The sequence below is a fragment of the Vibrio nigripulchritudo genome (assembly GCF_027924785.1).
Lineage (GTDB): Bacteria > Pseudomonadota > Gammaproteobacteria > Enterobacterales > Vibrionaceae > Vibrio > Vibrio nigripulchritudo.
In genome coordinates, this window is record NZ_AP027049.1 from 504,504 (window position 1) to 519,990 (window position 15,487).

Consider the following 15,487-nt stretch of genomic DNA (forward strand, 5'->3'; position numbering starts at 1 on the left):
AGCAGTGAAGTTTAAGCCATCTTTACTTTGGCGCACACTCATTTGGAGTTTAGTTAGTGTAATGGTGATCCTTGCGATCACCGTTACTGTTTTGCGTGTGTCACTTCCTCGGTTAGATAAATACCAAAACGATATTGAATCCTGGGTTTCGCAAACCACGGGGATTGAGTTCCAGAGCGATACCGTCAGCGGTTACTGGAAAAACACTCATCCATTCATTGCGCTCGAAAACCTCAAAGCCATTCTTCCTGATGAAGAAAAAACTCAGATCACCATTCAGCACGCAGAAGTTGAACTGGATCTGTTTGCTTCTCTTCGCTACCTGACGCCCGTTGTTTCGACATTGCGTATCGATGGATTGAGCCTCGATATCAGTCATATCAAATGGCTGAAAGAGTCCGGTCAGGCGGTAGGAACACCTGCAACAGAGAACTCCTCATCCGAGCAAGTTCTGAAAGATATAGAGCACCTGCTGCTCAGACAGCTTAATGACTTCTCTATCGCCAATTCCAATATCGCTTACCAGACCTTTACTGGGGAATTTCGAACGCTGGAAATCGAGCACCTGAAATGGCAAAACCGTAACCAACGCCATCGGGCTGACGGCGTGATTGGTATTGCAGATGAAAACATCAACAGTTTGACGGTAAAAGCCAACTTTGAGGAAACCGCGGATTTAACTCGCATCAATGGTGATTTTTTTGTTGGCGCGGAAAACCTACAGGTGACGCCGTGGCTGACTCAGTACCTGAAAGATAAAGTAGGGATCCTTGAAGGTCATGCCAGTTTTAATTCCTGGCTGTCATTGAAAGACGGTCGCCCAAGCAATGCCTATGTTGAATTACTGCCCAGTGAAGTGAGCTGGAATAAAGAGTCTGAGCACAGCCTGCTGATTGAGCACGGCATCATTAACATGATACCGGCTGAAAACGGGTGGCAAGTGAATGCTCACTCACTCAAATTAAGAACCGATGATACGCCATGGCCAGAGCTGGATGCTGTCTTCAAATTTGATACAAACGTCTGGCAACTGAATGTGTCAGAAGTGGATATTGTCACTTTAACTCCTTTCACTCACCTAATGCCTGAGTCTGAAAAACTCAATGACTGGCTGGAAACCGTTGAGCTGGGTGGAAGAATAGAAGACATTCGCGTTTCTATGGGGGAGTCGTTATCCAGCCTGAAATTTTCAGGGAAGTTACAAGACGGTGCCATGAAGCAGTGGGAACTTCTTCCCGAGGTTCATCATTTGGCAGCAGATATCTCAGGCTCACTAGAGCAGATAAACGCTCGTGTTTCACTGATTGATGATGAACTGCCGTATGGTGATGTATTTCAGGCTCCTCTTCGAATTCGTCAGGCACAGGTCGATATAGCCTGGAAAAATGGCGAAAATGGCTGGAGCCTCTGGGCAGATAAAGTCACCGCCGCCACACCAGACATGCAGGTGCTAGGTGCGTTTAAACTCGATGTACCGGATGAAGGCAGTTCGTTCCTTTCAATTTACGCCGAAACCGACGTGTTCAACGCGGGCGAGACATGGCGCTATTTGCCTACACTGGCGTTAGGTACGGAGCTGACCGATTATCTATCGACGGCGATTCAGGGGGGTAAGGCTTCGACCTCCAAATTACTGTGGTACGGAAGCTTGGGGCAATTCCCATATCAAAATAACGACGGCATGTTTCAGGCACTGGTGAATCTTAAAGAATCACAATTCAGCTTCGACACTGCCTGGCCGCCTCTAAAAAACCTTCAACTGGATCTACTTTTCCAAAACGATGCCATGTATCTGGACTCGCGCAGTGCCACGTTGATGGACGTAAAAGCGACTCGCATTACAGGGCGGATTCCAGAACTTGCCGAAGATGGTCACATTGAAATTGAAGCTATCGCCAACGGTGAAGGTGACGCTGTTCGCGATTACATGATGGCGACACCACTTGTCGATTCGGTGGGGGCTGCGTTAACCGCCGTTCAGGTTAAAGGTGAGGTCAACGCAGATTTCAGACTCAAGATACCTTTTGATGGCAGCGACACAAGAGCTTGGGGCTGGGCAAGGTTGCCGGATAATCAGGTCGAAATTGAAACACCATCAATGACATTGAGCAACGCGTCGGGTCGCATTGAATTTGATAATGATGTGGTTCGCTCGTCCGGACTCTCTGCCGATTTGCTTGGGCAACCTGTCTCGCTTGACTTTAATGGTCAGACGCAGGGGAAAAACTACGCAGTAGGCATAGATGTTGTCGGTGACTGGGATGTTCAGCCATTAAAAACTTATGTGGGTGAAACCTGGCTGAAACGTGTACAAGGGCATGCGCCATGGACGATGGATGTCGATCTACAAATCAATGATGTTGGTTTTACCTATCAGGTTGATGTTAATGCGGACGCGCAGTTTATTACCAGCCAGTATCCGGAGCCTCTGGGGAAAGCATTGGGAGAAAAAGCATCCGCTCGCTTGCAGGCTTCTGGAAATCAGGAAACCATTTCAGCACGTCTTCAGTTGCCAGAGTTTAAGTATCAGGCTGAAATTGATATCACTGAGGACATGCCAAAGTTTGACGCGTCTCGATTGGTGGTCGGGCGTGGTGCGTTTCGGGTTAGCCCGATCTCCGGTCATAGTGCGGTCATTCGACGCGATGAGTTCGATTTAGATCAGTGGCTGGAACTGTTCCTGGGGCCAGTAACAGGACCTCAGCCCTTAGTGAGTGAACTGGACGTACCTGAAATTCCGGTTCCAGACGTTGTAAAAGTAGAAAGTAAGTCCCTGACTCTTGCTACGGTTGAGTGGAACGATTTCAACTTTGAAGCGCGCAGGAAGAGGCTTGGCTGGAAAATGGAGGTCGAAAGCGCAGAGATCTCCGGGCAGGCCAGCTATCTAGAACCTTATGATTTAACGGTTTCACTAGACAGGCTTCAGCTTTATATCCCTGGGCTGGAAGAGACCGATGAGCCAAAACCCCTTGCACTGGATGATGAGAAACCTCAGCCATTGATCACGCCTTTTGACCGTGCTTTTCATGATGCTGTACCTAACCTGACTCTGGCTATCAATGATTTTTGGTTGCAAGGCTATAAGATCGGTAAAGTAAACGTGGATTTCCTGCGTCAGGGTGACAGACTGGAGTGGAAAAACATCTCTTTCTCCAGTGGTGATAACAAGTTCAAAGCATCGGGCTGGTGGAGGCTGAACGAATCCGACAGCCGCTCTAAATTCACTATGTCGATGTCTGGCAAGAATAATACTGAAGTGATGGAGCGATTCGGTATCACATCAGGGATCCAGAAAGCGCCATTTGATATGGAATCGGATCTTGAATGGAGTGGAGCGCCTTGGTCTCCGCAAATGAGCACCGTAAATGGGCGCATATCTTCTAAGCTTGGGAAAGGGATCATTTCAGACGTGAGTGGTGCCGCCCGATTACTTGGCTTGTTCAGTCTGGACTCCATCATCCGTAAAATGCAGCTCGACTTCAGCGACGTGTTTGATAAAGGGATGGCGTTCAATAGCATTACCGGTTCGGGCGAAGTGAAGAACGGTATTTTTGTGACTAATGATATCGAAATGGATGCCGTTGCGGGTCGCATGAGCATAAAAGGCTTAGCCAATTTAGAGACACAAATCGTGGATGCTGAAGTGGAGTTTGTGCCTGATCTTACGTCTGGTATTCCAGTACTCACCGCCTTTGCGGTTGCACCGCAGACAGCGATTTACGTATTTGCCATTACCACTGCGTTGTCACCAGTGGTTGATGTTTTCACAAAAGTGAATTACGCGGTCAAAGGTCCGTTAGATAACCCGAATGTTACGGAGATTTCCAGAAGCAAAGGGCAGTATCAAGTACCTGAAAAGGCGGAATAACCTCAATTGTGCAAAGAAGGAGTGACGATGCGTATTGGTATGATTCAAATGACCTCCAGTGCGAAACCGAAGGAGAACCTCCAATACATTCGTGAAGGTGTCGAAACCCTTGCAGTACAGGGGGCTGAGCTTATCTCTACACCAGAAAATGCACTGGTATTTGGTCGGCGTACAGATTATCACTCCGTCGCAGAGGAGCTGGGTGAAGGCGAGCTTCAATCCGAGTTCCAGGCGTTGGCAAAATTGCACCGGATATGGTTACACCTTGGGAGCTTTCCTGTTCGGCAGGAAAATGGTGTGTCGACCACTACGCTTATTTACTCACCCGAGGGAGAGCTTGCTGCTCATTACGACAAACTGCATCTATTTGACGTGGATGTAGAGGACAAGCAAGGCAGTTACCGTGAGTCGGATACCTTTACTTACGGTAACAAGATTTCGCTACTTAAGTTGCCCTCTGCTACACTTGGTCTAACAATTTGTTATGACTTAAGATTTCCTGCACTGTTTAATGAACTGCGTCTTGGTGGGGCTGATGTCATATTGGTTCCCGCTGCATTTACTGCGGTCACGGGGAAAGCCCACTGGGAAACGCTATTGCGCGCCCGAGCCATTGAGAATCAGTGCTTCATCATAGCGGTGAATCAGGGCGGGACACACAATTGTGGTCGTGAAACCTGGGGACATTCCATGGTAATTGACCCATGGGGTGAAGTCATCGCATCACTTGAACAGGACGCCAAAACCTTATTGGTTGATCTGGATTTAGAACAGGTCGCCACAATCAGAAAGAACATGCCGCTAACTGAACACAATCGGTTCAGGAGCGAACTAAAGAAAGAGCCAATCAAATGACAATCAACCAAATCGAACAAGAGCTTCTGGCACCAACCGGGCTGACAGAACAAGACCTGACAGAAACCTTGGGCATCATTGCCAGCCGAGACATTGATTATGCTGACCTGTATTTTCAGTCGAGCTGGCACGAGTCGCTGGTTTTGGAAGACAGTATCATCAAAGATGGTTCTTTCAACATTGACCGCGGCGTTGGTGTTAGGGCGATAACCGGAGAAAAAACGGGTTTCGCATATTCAGATCAGATTGACCTTACCGGGCTTAAGCAGAGTGCGATTGCGGCAAGAGGCATTGCTGGGCAGGGACAAAATGGTCAGGTTAAAGCTTTTTCACGTAACCAAGCTCCAGAAATTTATCAGTCAACTAACCCTCTGGAAAGCTTGGAAAAGCAGCAAAAAATAGAATTGTTAAAGCAATTAGACGCTTACATCCGAACTAAAGAGCCTTTGGTGCAAGAAGTGTCGGTGAGTCTGAGTGGCGTTTATGAGCAAATGCTGGTTGCGGCGACCGATGGTACTTACGCGGGGGATATTCGTCCTCTTGTTCGCTTGTCCATCAGTGTGCTGGCGAAAAAAGGCGACAGACGTGAGCGCGGTAGCTCGGGCGGCGGTGGTCGCTATGGCTACGAGTTTTTCCTACAGGAAGAAAACGGACGTAAAAAAGCGTTTGAATTTGCTGATGAAGCCATTCGTCAGGCAATAGTCAACCTAGAAGCTGATGCTGCTCCTGCCGGCACTATGCCAGTGGTACTTGGTGCAGGTTGGCCGGGTGTGCTTCTGCACGAAGCGGTTGGTCATGGTCTGGAAGGTGATTTTAACCGTAAAGGCTCTTCTGTCTTCTCCGGTAAAGTAGGTGAGCAAGTCACATCTAAACACTGCACCATAGTGGACGATGGTACTTTGCCTGATCTTCGCGGCTCTCTGAATATTGACGATGAAGGCGTAACGGGTAAGTACAACACACTCATCGAAAATGGTGTGCTGAAAGGCTACATGCAGGACAAGCACAACGCACATTTGATGGGCGTTGCACCGACAGGTAATGGTCGTCGTGAGTCCTATGCACATCTACCAATGCCACGCATGACCAACACTTATATGCTGGCTGGCGAACACTCACCGGAAGAAATCATTTCAACAGTTAAAAACGGTCTTTATGCACCTAACTTTGGTGGTGGTCAGGTCGATATTACCTCAGGTAAGTTTGTATTCTCGACATCAGAAGCATACTTAATTGAAGATGGTAAGATTACTCGCCCTGTGAAAGGTGCTACCTTAATTGGCTCAGGCATTGAAGCCATGCAGCAGGTGTCTATGGTTGGTAATGATCTAGCGCTGGATCGCGGTGTTGGCGTATGTGGCAAAGCGGGTCAGAGTGTACCAGTAGGCGTTGGTCAGCCAACGCTTAAGCTGGATTCCATCACTGTAGGTGGAACGGAATAAACCTTAAATCAGATATTAAAAAAGCTGCCACTGGCAGCTTTTTTTGAGCATGAGAGCTATGGTTTATAGCTCATCATCATGAAGTGCTTTCAGAGTTTGAAAAATCTCTCTGAATGCCTTGGGTGGTTTATTACCCTGTTTTTCTTTCTTCGCCTGTCGCGCTAACTGGCGCAATCTTTGACGATCAGCTGCTGGGTATAGCTCAATCACATCGGCAATAGCGCTGTCTCCCTCTTCGATAACACGATCACGCAGCTGTTCTAGTTTATGCAGTTCAGCCGTAGCCTGAGAGTGTTTATTGCGCACCTTATCGAGTGCCGCCTGAATTGGCTCAGGATCTTCAGTTCTCATCAGTTTGCCAATGTACTGAAGCTGACGGCGCCTCGCTTCGTTTTTGAAGCGCTGTGCATCGGCGATTGCATCACGCAAATCTTCATTCAATGGAAACTTGTCTAAGACAGCGGGTTTCAACTCAACCAGCTCTTCCCCCAGCTTTTGCAGAGCTTCCATATCCTGTTTCATCTCGGTCTTACTCACCCAGATGATTTCTTCTTCCTTTTCCCACGGCGCTTTTTGGTTTTTACGTGCCATTTCTGCTTGCCTATTTCAATATCGATGTTCAATTGTCGCTTATTTTAACAAGAATTATGGGGCGAAAGCGAAAACCTTGTTATCCTTAATTAATAATCCCTTAAAACACAGTTATTTCGGTATGGACGTAAAACAGCAAATCGCCCAACAGACGTTGGAATTGGAAAAAGCGGTCAGCAAAGCGTTAGACATCGCAACAGGTACTGCGGATGCGGCTGAAGTCGCCATTAGCAAAAGCACAGGTATCAGCGTTTCCACACGTATGTGTGAAGTTGAAAACGTCGAGTTCAATAGTGACGGTGCATTAGGTATAACGGTTTATCGTGGGCAACGTAAAGGCAGTGCTTCTACATCAGATTTGAGCGAAAAAGCCATCCACCAAACAGTGATGGCGGCGTTAGACATTGCGAACTACACCTCTGAAGATCCTTGCGCAGGTCCTGCTCCGAAAGAACTGATGGTTAAGGACATTCCCGATCTCGATCTTTTCCACCCAGATGAACCTGAACCCGATCAGGCTGCGGAGCTCGCTATTGCGGCAGAAAAAGCAGCGCTGGCGTTCAGTGACAAAATTAAGCAAAGCGATGGTGCAAGCTACGACAGCCACTATGGTTTGAAGGTTTACGGTAATAGCCACGGTTTGTTAGCGAGTTATCCTTCGAGCCGACACAGTATCAGCTGTTGCGTGATTGGTGCTGGTGAAAACGGCGATATGGAACGAGATTACAGCTACACCGTATCTCGCCGTAAACAGGATTTGTGGTCACCTGAAACTGTGGGGCTAAAAGCCGCAGAAAAGACCATCAGTCGTTTAGATGCACAAAGATTGCCTACCGGGAAAATGCCTGTGATGTTTGCTGCAGATGTAGCGACAGGGCTTATCGGTCATCTCGTGATGGCGATTAGCGGCGGCAACCTATATCGCAAATCTTCTTTCTTGTTAGACAAGCTGGGCGACCAAATCCTGCCTTCATGGTTCAATATTCAGGAGAAACCTCACGTACTACGTGGTCTGGCGTCTAGCCCGTTTGATAACGAGGGCGTGTTTACGCAAGATAAGCAAATCATTACTGATGGTGTACTTTCTACTTATCTATTGACGAGTTATGCCGCTCGTAAAATGGATATGACACCAACCGGTCACGCGGGTGGTATTCATAACTGGTTTGTTCAGTCTACAGGTCAAAGCTTCGAAGCCATGTTGAAAGAGCTAGGGACAGGCTTCTTAGTTACTGAGTTGATGGGGCAGGGGGTTAACACAGTTACGGGTGATTATTCTCGTGGTGCAGCCGGTTTCTACGTTGAAAATGGTGAAATCAAATACCCTGTTTCAGAAGTAACGATCGCCGGTAACTTAACGGATATGTTCCAGCAGATAGTGGCTGTGGGAGACGACGTTGAAACGCGTTCACAAATTCAGACCGGCTCAATTCTGATCGAGTCTATGAAAGTCGCGGGTGAGTAAGAGTAACCGTTTATCGTTGTAACAAAGCGCCGCACTGTACGGCGCTTTGTTGTTTATGTAGCACACTTTTTGGACCAGTCAGTAAGGCAGCGAGAGCATAAACCCATCTCACAAAAATCAATGTATGTGATATAATCCCCAGCCTTTTTACTGACTCTATATACAGTAAAGTGCTTTAATCTTTTCATGACGTAAACCAAACGAGAGCATCAATGAAATTAACAGTCGCTTCTTTTTTTAGCGGAGCTGGTGGGTTAGATCTAGGCTTTGAAAAAGCGGGATTCAGCATTCCATTTGCCAATGAGTTCGACAAGCAGATCTGGGCAACTTATGAACATAACCATCCTGATACTCAGTTAGACCGCCGAAGCATTGTTAATATCGAGAGTGAAGATGTGCCGGATTGTGATGGCATAATTGGTGGACCGCCGTGTCAGAGCTGGAGTGAAGCTGGCAGTAAGCGTGGAATTGATGATCATCGTGGTCAGCTTTTCTATGAATTTATTCGTATTCTGACAGACAAGAAACCCAAGTTCTTTTTAGCGGAGAACGTCAGTGGCATGCTGGCACCAAGGCACAAGCAGGCATTAGAAAACATCAAAGAGACGTTTCGTGAAGCTGGCTATGATTTGCACTTTAAGTTACTGAACGCCGCCGATTACGATGTTCCTCAAGACAGAAAGCGCGTTATTTTTATTGGTTTTCGCTCAGATTTGAATGTGGAATATCACTTTCCACAGCCTCAAGAATACAAGCCCGCATTGAAAGACTGTCTGAAAGACTTGGATGGTCTGGAAGTGCCCGCTATTTCGAAATCCAAACCCAACCCTGACGCTTCCATTCCTAATCATGAATACATGACTGGCGGGTTTTCTAGTATGTACATGAGTCGAAACCGGGTACGCTCCTGGGACGAACCTTCTTTTACGATTCAGGCAGGCGGTCGTCATGCTCCTTTGCATCCAGGTGCGCCAAAAATGCATAAGCTGGAGACCGATAAGTTTGTGTTTGTCGAAGGTCACGACTATCGAAGATTAAGTGTGCGAGAGTGTGCTCGTATCCAAGGTTTCCCTGATTCATTTGAGTTTATCTACAGCGATCTTGGGGCAGGATACAAGATGATAGGTAATGCGGTTGCGGTGAACTTTGCAGCAGCATTGGCTGAAAGCATAAAAGAAGCGCTTGCCGAAGCAGGCGCTATTGAATCGTTTAAAGCAGCTTAGCGTTTTTTTGGAATATTAATGTTAAACGCTTTCAAGTTCTCGATCAGGCGGTTGTGATTGAGTCCGTTAGGCTGGATGACCTCAAATCTACCAAGCTTAACGAGCTCATCAAGAGTGTCGACCTGTGTCATCTTATTCAGACGTTTTTTAGGGCGAAACTGGGTGTAAGTACATTTACTGCGATTACTGCCTTCGGTTTTCGGGTTGATTGGTCGGTAAACGACTTTAAAGTTTCGGCTCAGCGTCTGTATCACTTCATTATTGATGGGTTTAAGCTTTGTAATCAGATCAATAAGATTGTTTGGAACCTTGTTACTAACCAGCAGACAATTGGCGACAGAGTTGCCTTCCCCTGTGCCAGCAACAATCTTGACGATGTCTTTGTAGTCAAATACTTCAGTAAACTCTCGCGCCGTTTTACCAGATCGTTTACCAAAACAAATGCTCACACCTACAAAAAAAGAAGCTGTTGGGCTTTTTACCCATTCATTCGCCCATTTAGTACAGTCTTTGGTGAGGTTTTCAAACGCTCTGACACCAAAGTCTCTTAAAATCCGGCTGTGCGAATACCAGTTACCAAAGTAATCTGCACTGCTCATTTTGGCTGAGATTTTAATTGGGCTACCTTCGCTTAATTTAATGAGAATGTCGGTCTTTCCGCCTTGTGCTCCTTGAGCATCAACTGAGGTGACTTTTGCTCCGGGTTTTATGCCAATGTCCAGCATCCACTTCGGAATCTCATTAGGCAGTGATTCCCCAACAGTGACACTACTTGCGACATCTCTTTCAAACTTATCGGTTTTCTTAGACATATTTTCCCTGAACAACTCAGCGTGATTTGGTGAGGGTATTATGCATATGAGTGATTATTTTGTAGGCAAAACTATCAATGGATTCAAAAAATTGCGAGTTGCCAGATCTAATTCGGTAATTGATAGGGTACGGTTTTTCTTTGCAGTAAGTAGGTAAGGGGAAACTTTTTGAATGTGGTTTACGTCACTTTGGAGTTTTAGGAATTCTAAAACGACGAAAGGTCGCTATAAAAGCGACCTTTCTAAATATGGTACCGGTGGGCGGACTTGAACCGCCACGCCCGAAGGCAACGGATTTTGAACTCAAAGCGTTAGACAAAACCACTCTTATAGTCATATACTTAGAGTCAATACGATAATGCTATATACAACTATTTATACAACTTTGAACAAAAGAGAGCTGTTTATGTATCAAAAATTATGCAAAGGAATGGCTATTTATAGACAAAATCACACTAATTCATACTACGTGCGTTTACGTGTTCAAAGCAAAGAAATTCGTAGAACATTATCAACTTCTGATCTCGACGAAGCGACAACAAAAGCCTGGGCGTTGAAGTTTGAGCTTGAAGGTATGGCGAAAGCTGGCATTGAGATTTTAAAAACCAAAGAACTAACGGTTGAACAAGCGTGTAAGTCAATCATTGAAGAACTAGATCAGAAAAAGCCCCAAAAAGACATTTATCACGATTACAAACTAGTTTACAGAAACTTTATAATTCCATTTTTTAAACGTAAATCTATAAGTGAACTGACTACTAAAAACATACGTTTATACTTTGAAAGTCGTGAGTTTTCAAAAACGAGAAAAACGATTAATCGATCTTGTTTTACTCGCTTGTTCAACTACTTAGAAGAAGAAGGAAAGCTTAAAAAGCAAGATTATCCGACTTTGCCGAAAGAAATTAAAACAGCACAAATGCAGATAGGCGTTGACTTTGCAGAAGCTGATTTAAAGAAAATTAAAGACTTTATGCAAAACGAAATCTGGTTAGAGCAAAGCGGATTAAAACCAATTTCACACGAATACAGAAGCATTCTTCCCCACGTCTTCGAATTTCTACTAGAAACAGGTATACGCACAGGTGAAGAAATGAACAGTATAACGTTTAAGGATATTAAAGAAGAGACAGCAGACAAGAAAAAACGAGTGTTTGTAAAGATTACAGGCGGTAAAACAAGCTATAAAAATCGTGATGCATTCGTAAACAAAAAAGCGGTTAAAGCATTGGTTGAACTGCTTAAAATCACAAAGTCAAACAATGACATTACAAAAGATTATCTAGTCAAAAATCGTAGTGAAGAAGCAGTTTTTTCAAGTTCACACGGCAAGATTTGCGATTTTTGTAAACTGTTCGATCAGTTAATCAAGAAAATGATTAAGTTAAAGATTATAGACACTAAATACACGCTTTACAGTTGTAGACATACATACATTACTAAACAACTGACGAATGGATCAGGCCGTGATTTTATGCACTTAATCGCTCTACAAGTCGGTAACAGTTTAGAAATGATACAAAATCATTACAATCATTCGAGATTGAAAGACTCTAAGAATATTAATCAACTTGACAGTTCAAATAAAAATCCAATTTTTACTTTTTAGTTAAGAGTTGTTTAAGTCGAAAACAAGTTTTCTCCTGTTCTGAAAAACCTCCTGATTAAAAGAAAAAGGGGCTATCATAACCCCCTTTCTTCTTCTTCAATGTCTCTTTCCATAGATAATATTCTACTTTCGTCTTGGTCATTCCAATAATCCAATAAGTTAATAAGACTTTCACACTCTTTGATTAAATGTTCTTCAGATTTAATCTCTTTCATATATTTAAGATTTTCCTTTTGTTTCTCCAGTCGATCTCTATCGGTTTTTAATTTTTGTTCTAACTCTTCTTTTTTCTCTTTAAGTTTTTTTAAATATCTACTCATTTTTTCTCCTTTATATTCCATATAGTAAGTTGTATTCGTCTTTGTATTCTTTAAGTTGTTCTCTTAATTCCGCTAATGTTTCGAAAGATAGTTGTTTCTCCATAGCGTCCCATTGTTCAAAGTTTTCTTCTTTTTTCTTCAATTCTTCTATTTGCTCTTCTTTGTATTCTATGTAGCTTTCAAGGAATTCTTTATATTCTTCAAAAGTTAGTCCTTCTTTAAAAACTTTTTTGTTTTTTATTTCTTCAATTTCTTTTTCATAATCTTCGATTTTACCTTGATAAAAGTTTATATCATCTTGTACATAATTTACATCTCCAATCAGCAACTCTATATCTTCGAGATTAAAATCTAATATATCATTCACATCGATTTTATTATTTTCGTCAATATTTTTAATCAGTTCTTTGTATTCGTCAAAAACTTCTTTTGAGAGTTCAAAGCCTTTTTTGTAAAGATTTGAAATTTTATCTTCATAATATTCTATATGCCCTTTGATACGGTCAACTTCTTCTTGTCTATATTTGTCAAGTTTTTGATCTTTCATTTTTACTCCTCCAATTCTTCTAAAGAATCTTCATTAAAAAATATTCTTATATAACCATTCTCTTTTATTACTTCTATTATTGAAGAATCTTCTAACCTTGTTAAGCTTCTATAAAAGTTTGGTTTTGTTGTGAAGTTATAGAAGTAATCTATTGATATTTCTTCTATCTCTTTAATGTCAAAAGTAATTATTGCGCTCTTATTATCAAGGGCTAATTGATATAAAAAATATAAGGTTTCGAGATCTCTTTTTGATGCCCTTGAGTTAAAAAACATTATTACTAATTTTTGTAATCTTGGTGCTAAATAAGTTATTTTTTCATTCATTTTCCTCTCCTTTATTAAAGCATTAATACACATATAACACGCCTAAAATAAGTGTCAAGTTTGGAACAATAAATAAGTTCCAATATTGGAACAATATTTGACAACATTAAAATAGATGGTGTAATTAAGTATAAAAACATTGTTTTAAAAGAGGTTTTAAAAATGAAAATTAAAATAATATGTCTTGTTCTGTGTTGTTTTACTGCGTTTTTTACAACTGCGAAGACACATACACAGATTAAGAAAATTAAAGGAAACAAGTATAGTAATATTTATTATTTTTCAACAACTTATAATGAAGGAAAAATTTTCACGAGTTGTTTTTATGGTTATCCAAACAACCCTTTCACGAATAAATCAAGCAGTTGGTTATCCTTTAATAAGCGTAATTATTATGGGTTGAGAAGCGGTGATATAAGACGTTGTGAAGAAATGCTTGACGCTACGCATAGATATAGATAAAAATAAGTTTGAAAAATTAAATTATATATTGAATTATTAAAACAAACAATATATAAATAATATCAGATTACTTAACAATAAAATCTTTAAGGAATGAAGTTTTAGAAATAAAATGATTTTGTAACAAGTAAACATAAACTAAGTAATCAAAAAAACACAACTTTTTTAAGTTGTGTTTTTTGGTTTAGGTTCTTCATTTTTTTGTTTTGATTGATTACTTTCTATTTCCTTTTTAAGTTCTTCAATTACTCGTTGTTCTTCGCCTTTCCAATCAAAAAATTTTGTTTCTACCATAGTTTTAAATTCCTTTTCTTACGTGGCTTTTTGTTTGTTGGTTCTGGCTCGTTCGGATTTAAAACTGGATCGTTTGAAGCTTCGAAGCTACAAGACTTTTCTAACGACATACCAAAATTTTCTTTGAGTTCTTGAGCTGAAACTTGATCAGAAAGAAAATAGTTTTTAACGTGTTGAATTTCAAAATCGTTAAGCTTGCGATCTCCAAGAGCTTCTTTAAGCTCGTTAAGCGTTAAACCTTCAAAACTACTGTTTTCAGAAAGTGAAATGTCAGTGATTGAAGCTGTTTTTTTATGCTTATACCAGTATTTAATTTTATTCTTAATATACTCTTTATTATTTGAACTTACTTGAACTGATTGCCAGCCGTTTTTAACTTGCTCTTTTGTCATTAAATCAAGACTTTTACTATCTGACTTACAGACCATTTGACCATTCACAAATTGTTTAAAAACAAAGTTATTTTTGTCATTATCAAGATAAAAATATGTGTTTCCGTGTTCGTCTTTCCATTTTAAAAGTTTTGAGCTTCTGATTTTTGCCTGTTTTGGGTTTCGCTCGCTGTCTGCGTGTAGTAGTTCTAGACTTTCGAAAAAGTCTCTAAATCGCTCTATAAAGCTCTTTTTTGTAATGTCTGGACTGTTGAAGTCGTCGAGACTGAAAGACTTAATAAACTTGTCCTTGTCGTTTTTGACGTTAAACACTAGATTTTTATTCTTGTCTAGGATTGGTTGAATGTTTGATTTTTTAAGAGTCTTGAAAAACTCAGTTGAGTTTTTTGATTTGTTTAAATTGTAGATTATGAATTGAGTTAGTAATTTCAGTAATTCTAATTCATTCATATTTGAATTGTATATAAATGATTTCATTTGTTCACCTCTCTTTTGTTGTTGAAGTAAAAAGACTTAACTTATAACTACATAGAAGCACGAATATAAAAACATCAAAGTTTTTAGATCTAGAATGTTTATTTTTGTCAATAGATAAAAGGTTTAAAAATTGCAATTTCAGAATATGAGCTTGCGATTTAATACAAGCGTCAAAAACTCCATAGAGTTTTTTCTACGCACAAACATTTTCGACGAAGGAGAATAGACACATCTCAAAGTGAACGAGTTTCACTATCTATATATAAAGTCTCTTATTATAAAGTCTCTTATTATAGGGGGAGTAAGTCGGTATTATAGGGGGAGTAAGTCGGCATTCAAGGGGGAGTAAGTCGGAGGTGCGACGATATTGAATACAATTATTTTTATAATTAGACTTGAATTAATTTATTTTAATGATATTCGTATAGTTAGAAAAGAAAAAAGAGCACTTAACAAGCACTCTATTTTTTGAAAGCAAAGGAGACAGACCTTTTTATTAGTAGTTAAATATTCGACCAGATAACTATAAATAAAATAACTTGAGTATTAATTTTTGTCAATACCATTTAGTGAGTCTCTATTAATTTTTTTAAGGAGACTTTTTTAATGTCTAAAATATATAAAGTAAGAACACCAAGATCTACAACCATTCAGAGCACAGAAGATAACACTTATAACGAATATTACAGTGATATTTCACTAACCGCCAAAAAGCTTTTCTTTATATTGATCGGAAATGCTCAGTATTCATACTTAGACACTATAAAATCAAGGTTAGTAAAATAAAAAGACTCTTTAACAACT

Annotated in this window: 13 protein-coding genes; 6 read left to right on the forward strand and 7 right to left on the reverse strand. The window is 41.3% G+C overall.

Going from position 1 to position 15,487, the window contains the following annotated elements:
- The first annotated feature begins 4 nt into the window (after window positions 1-4).
- Genes QMG91_RS02535 through tldD form a run of 3 tightly spaced genes read left to right on the forward strand, consistent with a single transcriptional unit; the run spans window position 5 to window position 6,165 of the window.
- Complete coding sequence (locus tag QMG91_RS02535; RefSeq protein ID WP_281828676.1) at window positions 5-3,868, forward strand: YhdP family protein; 3,864 nt, start codon at window positions 5-7, stop codon at window positions 3,866-3,868.
- 27 nt (window positions 3,869-3,895) lie between these two features.
- Complete coding sequence (locus QMG91_RS02540) at window positions 3,896-4,723, forward strand: carbon-nitrogen hydrolase family protein (protein WP_281828678.1); 828 nt, start codon at window positions 3,896-3,898, stop codon at window positions 4,721-4,723.
- Window positions 4,720-6,165, forward strand: coding sequence for a metalloprotease TldD (gene tldD / locus QMG91_RS02545; RefSeq protein ID WP_022613270.1), 1,446 nt, complete (start codon window positions 4,720-4,722; stop codon window positions 6,163-6,165). The genes QMG91_RS02540 and tldD overlap by 4 nt, the downstream gene beginning before the upstream one ends.
- A gap of 63 nt (window positions 6,166-6,228) precedes the next feature.
- Here the strand turns inward: tldD and yjgA are convergent, their stop codons facing one another.
- Window positions 6,229-6,756 carry a ribosome biogenesis factor YjgA gene (yjgA, locus tag QMG91_RS02550; RefSeq protein WP_281828680.1) on the reverse strand — a complete coding sequence of 176 codons (528 nt, stop codon included), beginning with the start codon at window positions 6,754-6,756 and terminating at the stop codon, window positions 6,229-6,231.
- A gap of 121 nt (window positions 6,757-6,877) precedes the next feature.
- Between yjgA and pmbA the strand changes: the two genes are divergently transcribed.
- Window positions 6,878-8,221 carry a metalloprotease PmbA gene (gene pmbA, locus QMG91_RS02555; RefSeq protein ID WP_281828682.1) on the forward strand — a complete coding sequence of 448 codons (1,344 nt, stop codon included), beginning with the start codon at window positions 6,878-6,880 and terminating at the stop codon, window positions 8,219-8,221.
- 212 nt (window positions 8,222-8,433) lie between these two features.
- The gene (locus QMG91_RS02560) at window positions 8,434-9,444 is read left to right on the forward strand and encodes a DNA cytosine methyltransferase (RefSeq protein WP_281828684.1); all 1,011 of its coding nucleotides are present in this window, start codon (window positions 8,434-8,436) and stop codon (window positions 9,442-9,444) included.
- Here the strand turns inward: QMG91_RS02560 and QMG91_RS02565 are convergent.
- Window positions 9,441-10,256: a hypothetical protein gene (locus QMG91_RS02565; protein ID WP_281828687.1), complete on the reverse strand. Its 816-nt coding sequence runs from the start codon at window positions 10,254-10,256 to the stop codon at window positions 9,441-9,443. The genes QMG91_RS02560 and QMG91_RS02565 overlap by 4 nt on opposite strands.
- Window positions 10,257-10,662: 406 nt before the next feature.
- On the opposite strand from QMG91_RS02565, the gene QMG91_RS02570 reads away from it, so the two are divergent.
- Window positions 10,663-11,865: a site-specific integrase gene (locus QMG91_RS02570; protein ID WP_281870146.1), complete on the forward strand. Its 1,203-nt coding sequence runs from the start codon at window positions 10,663-10,665 to the stop codon at window positions 11,863-11,865.
- A gap of 74 nt (window positions 11,866-11,939) precedes the next feature.
- On the opposite strand, the gene QMG91_RS02575 is transcribed toward QMG91_RS02570, so the two are convergent.
- The 5 genes from QMG91_RS02575 to QMG91_RS02595 all read right to left on the reverse strand — a co-directional run bounded on the left by QMG91_RS02575 (window position 11,940) and on the right by QMG91_RS02595 (window position 14,683).
- Complete coding sequence (locus tag QMG91_RS02575; RefSeq protein ID WP_225488519.1) at window positions 11,940-12,185, reverse strand: hypothetical protein; 246 nt, start codon at window positions 12,183-12,185, stop codon at window positions 11,940-11,942.
- Window positions 12,186-12,195: 10 nt separating this feature from the next.
- Window positions 12,196-12,732, reverse strand: coding sequence for a hypothetical protein (locus QMG91_RS02580; protein ID WP_281870148.1), 537 nt, complete (start codon window positions 12,730-12,732; stop codon window positions 12,196-12,198).
- Window positions 12,733-12,734: 2 nt separating this feature from the next.
- Window positions 12,735-13,058: a hypothetical protein gene (locus tag QMG91_RS02585; RefSeq protein WP_281870149.1), complete on the reverse strand. Its 324-nt coding sequence runs from the start codon at window positions 13,056-13,058 to the stop codon at window positions 12,735-12,737.
- A 627-nt stretch (window positions 13,059-13,685) separates the two neighbouring features.
- Window positions 13,686-13,814 (reverse strand): hypothetical protein, encoded by a 129-nt coding sequence (locus QMG91_RS02590; RefSeq protein ID WP_281870150.1) that lies wholly within the window; start codon window positions 13,812-13,814, stop codon window positions 13,686-13,688.
- A complete protein-coding gene (locus QMG91_RS02595; protein WP_281870152.1) occupies window positions 13,808-14,683 on the reverse strand; it encodes a hypothetical protein in 876 nt (291 codons plus the stop codon). The genes QMG91_RS02590 and QMG91_RS02595 overlap by 7 nt, the downstream gene beginning before the upstream one ends.
- Between the last annotated feature and the right edge of the window lie 804 nt (window positions 14,684-15,487).

Coding starts and splice junctions, on each gene's coding strand:
- QMG91_RS02540 (WP_281828678.1), top strand. CDS start 3,896: ATGCGTATTGGTATGATTCAAATGACCTCCAGTGCGAAACCGAAGGAG.
- tldD (WP_022613270.1), top strand. CDS start 4,720: ATGACAATCAACCAAATCGAACAAGAGCTTCTGGCACCAACCGGGCTG.
- yjgA (WP_281828680.1), bottom strand. CDS start 6,756: ATGGCACGTAAAAACCAAAAAGCGCCGTGGGAAAAGGAAGAAGAAATC.
- pmbA (WP_281828682.1), top strand. CDS start 6,878: ATGGACGTAAAACAGCAAATCGCCCAACAGACGTTGGAATTGGAAAAA.
- QMG91_RS02560 (WP_281828684.1), top strand. CDS start 8,434: ATGAAATTAACAGTCGCTTCTTTTTTTAGCGGAGCTGGTGGGTTAGAT.
- QMG91_RS02565 (WP_281828687.1), bottom strand. CDS start 10,256: ATGTCTAAGAAAACCGATAAGTTTGAAAGAGATGTCGCAAGTAGTGTC.
- QMG91_RS02570 (WP_281870146.1), top strand. CDS start 10,663: ATGTATCAAAAATTATGCAAAGGAATGGCTATTTATAGACAAAATCAC.
- QMG91_RS02575 (WP_225488519.1), bottom strand. CDS start 12,185: ATGAGTAGATATTTAAAAAAACTTAAAGAGAAAAAAGAAGAGTTAGAA.
- QMG91_RS02580 (WP_281870148.1), bottom strand. CDS start 12,732: ATGAAAGATCAAAAACTTGACAAATATAGACAAGAAGAAGTTGACCGT.
- QMG91_RS02585 (WP_281870149.1), bottom strand. CDS start 13,058: ATGAATGAAAAAATAACTTATTTAGCACCAAGATTACAAAAATTAGTA.
- QMG91_RS02590 (WP_281870150.1), bottom strand. CDS start 13,814: ATGGTAGAAACAAAATTTTTTGATTGGAAAGGCGAAGAACAACGAGTA.
- QMG91_RS02595 (WP_281870152.1), bottom strand. CDS start 14,683: ATGAAATCATTTATATACAATTCAAATATGAATGAATTAGAATTACTG.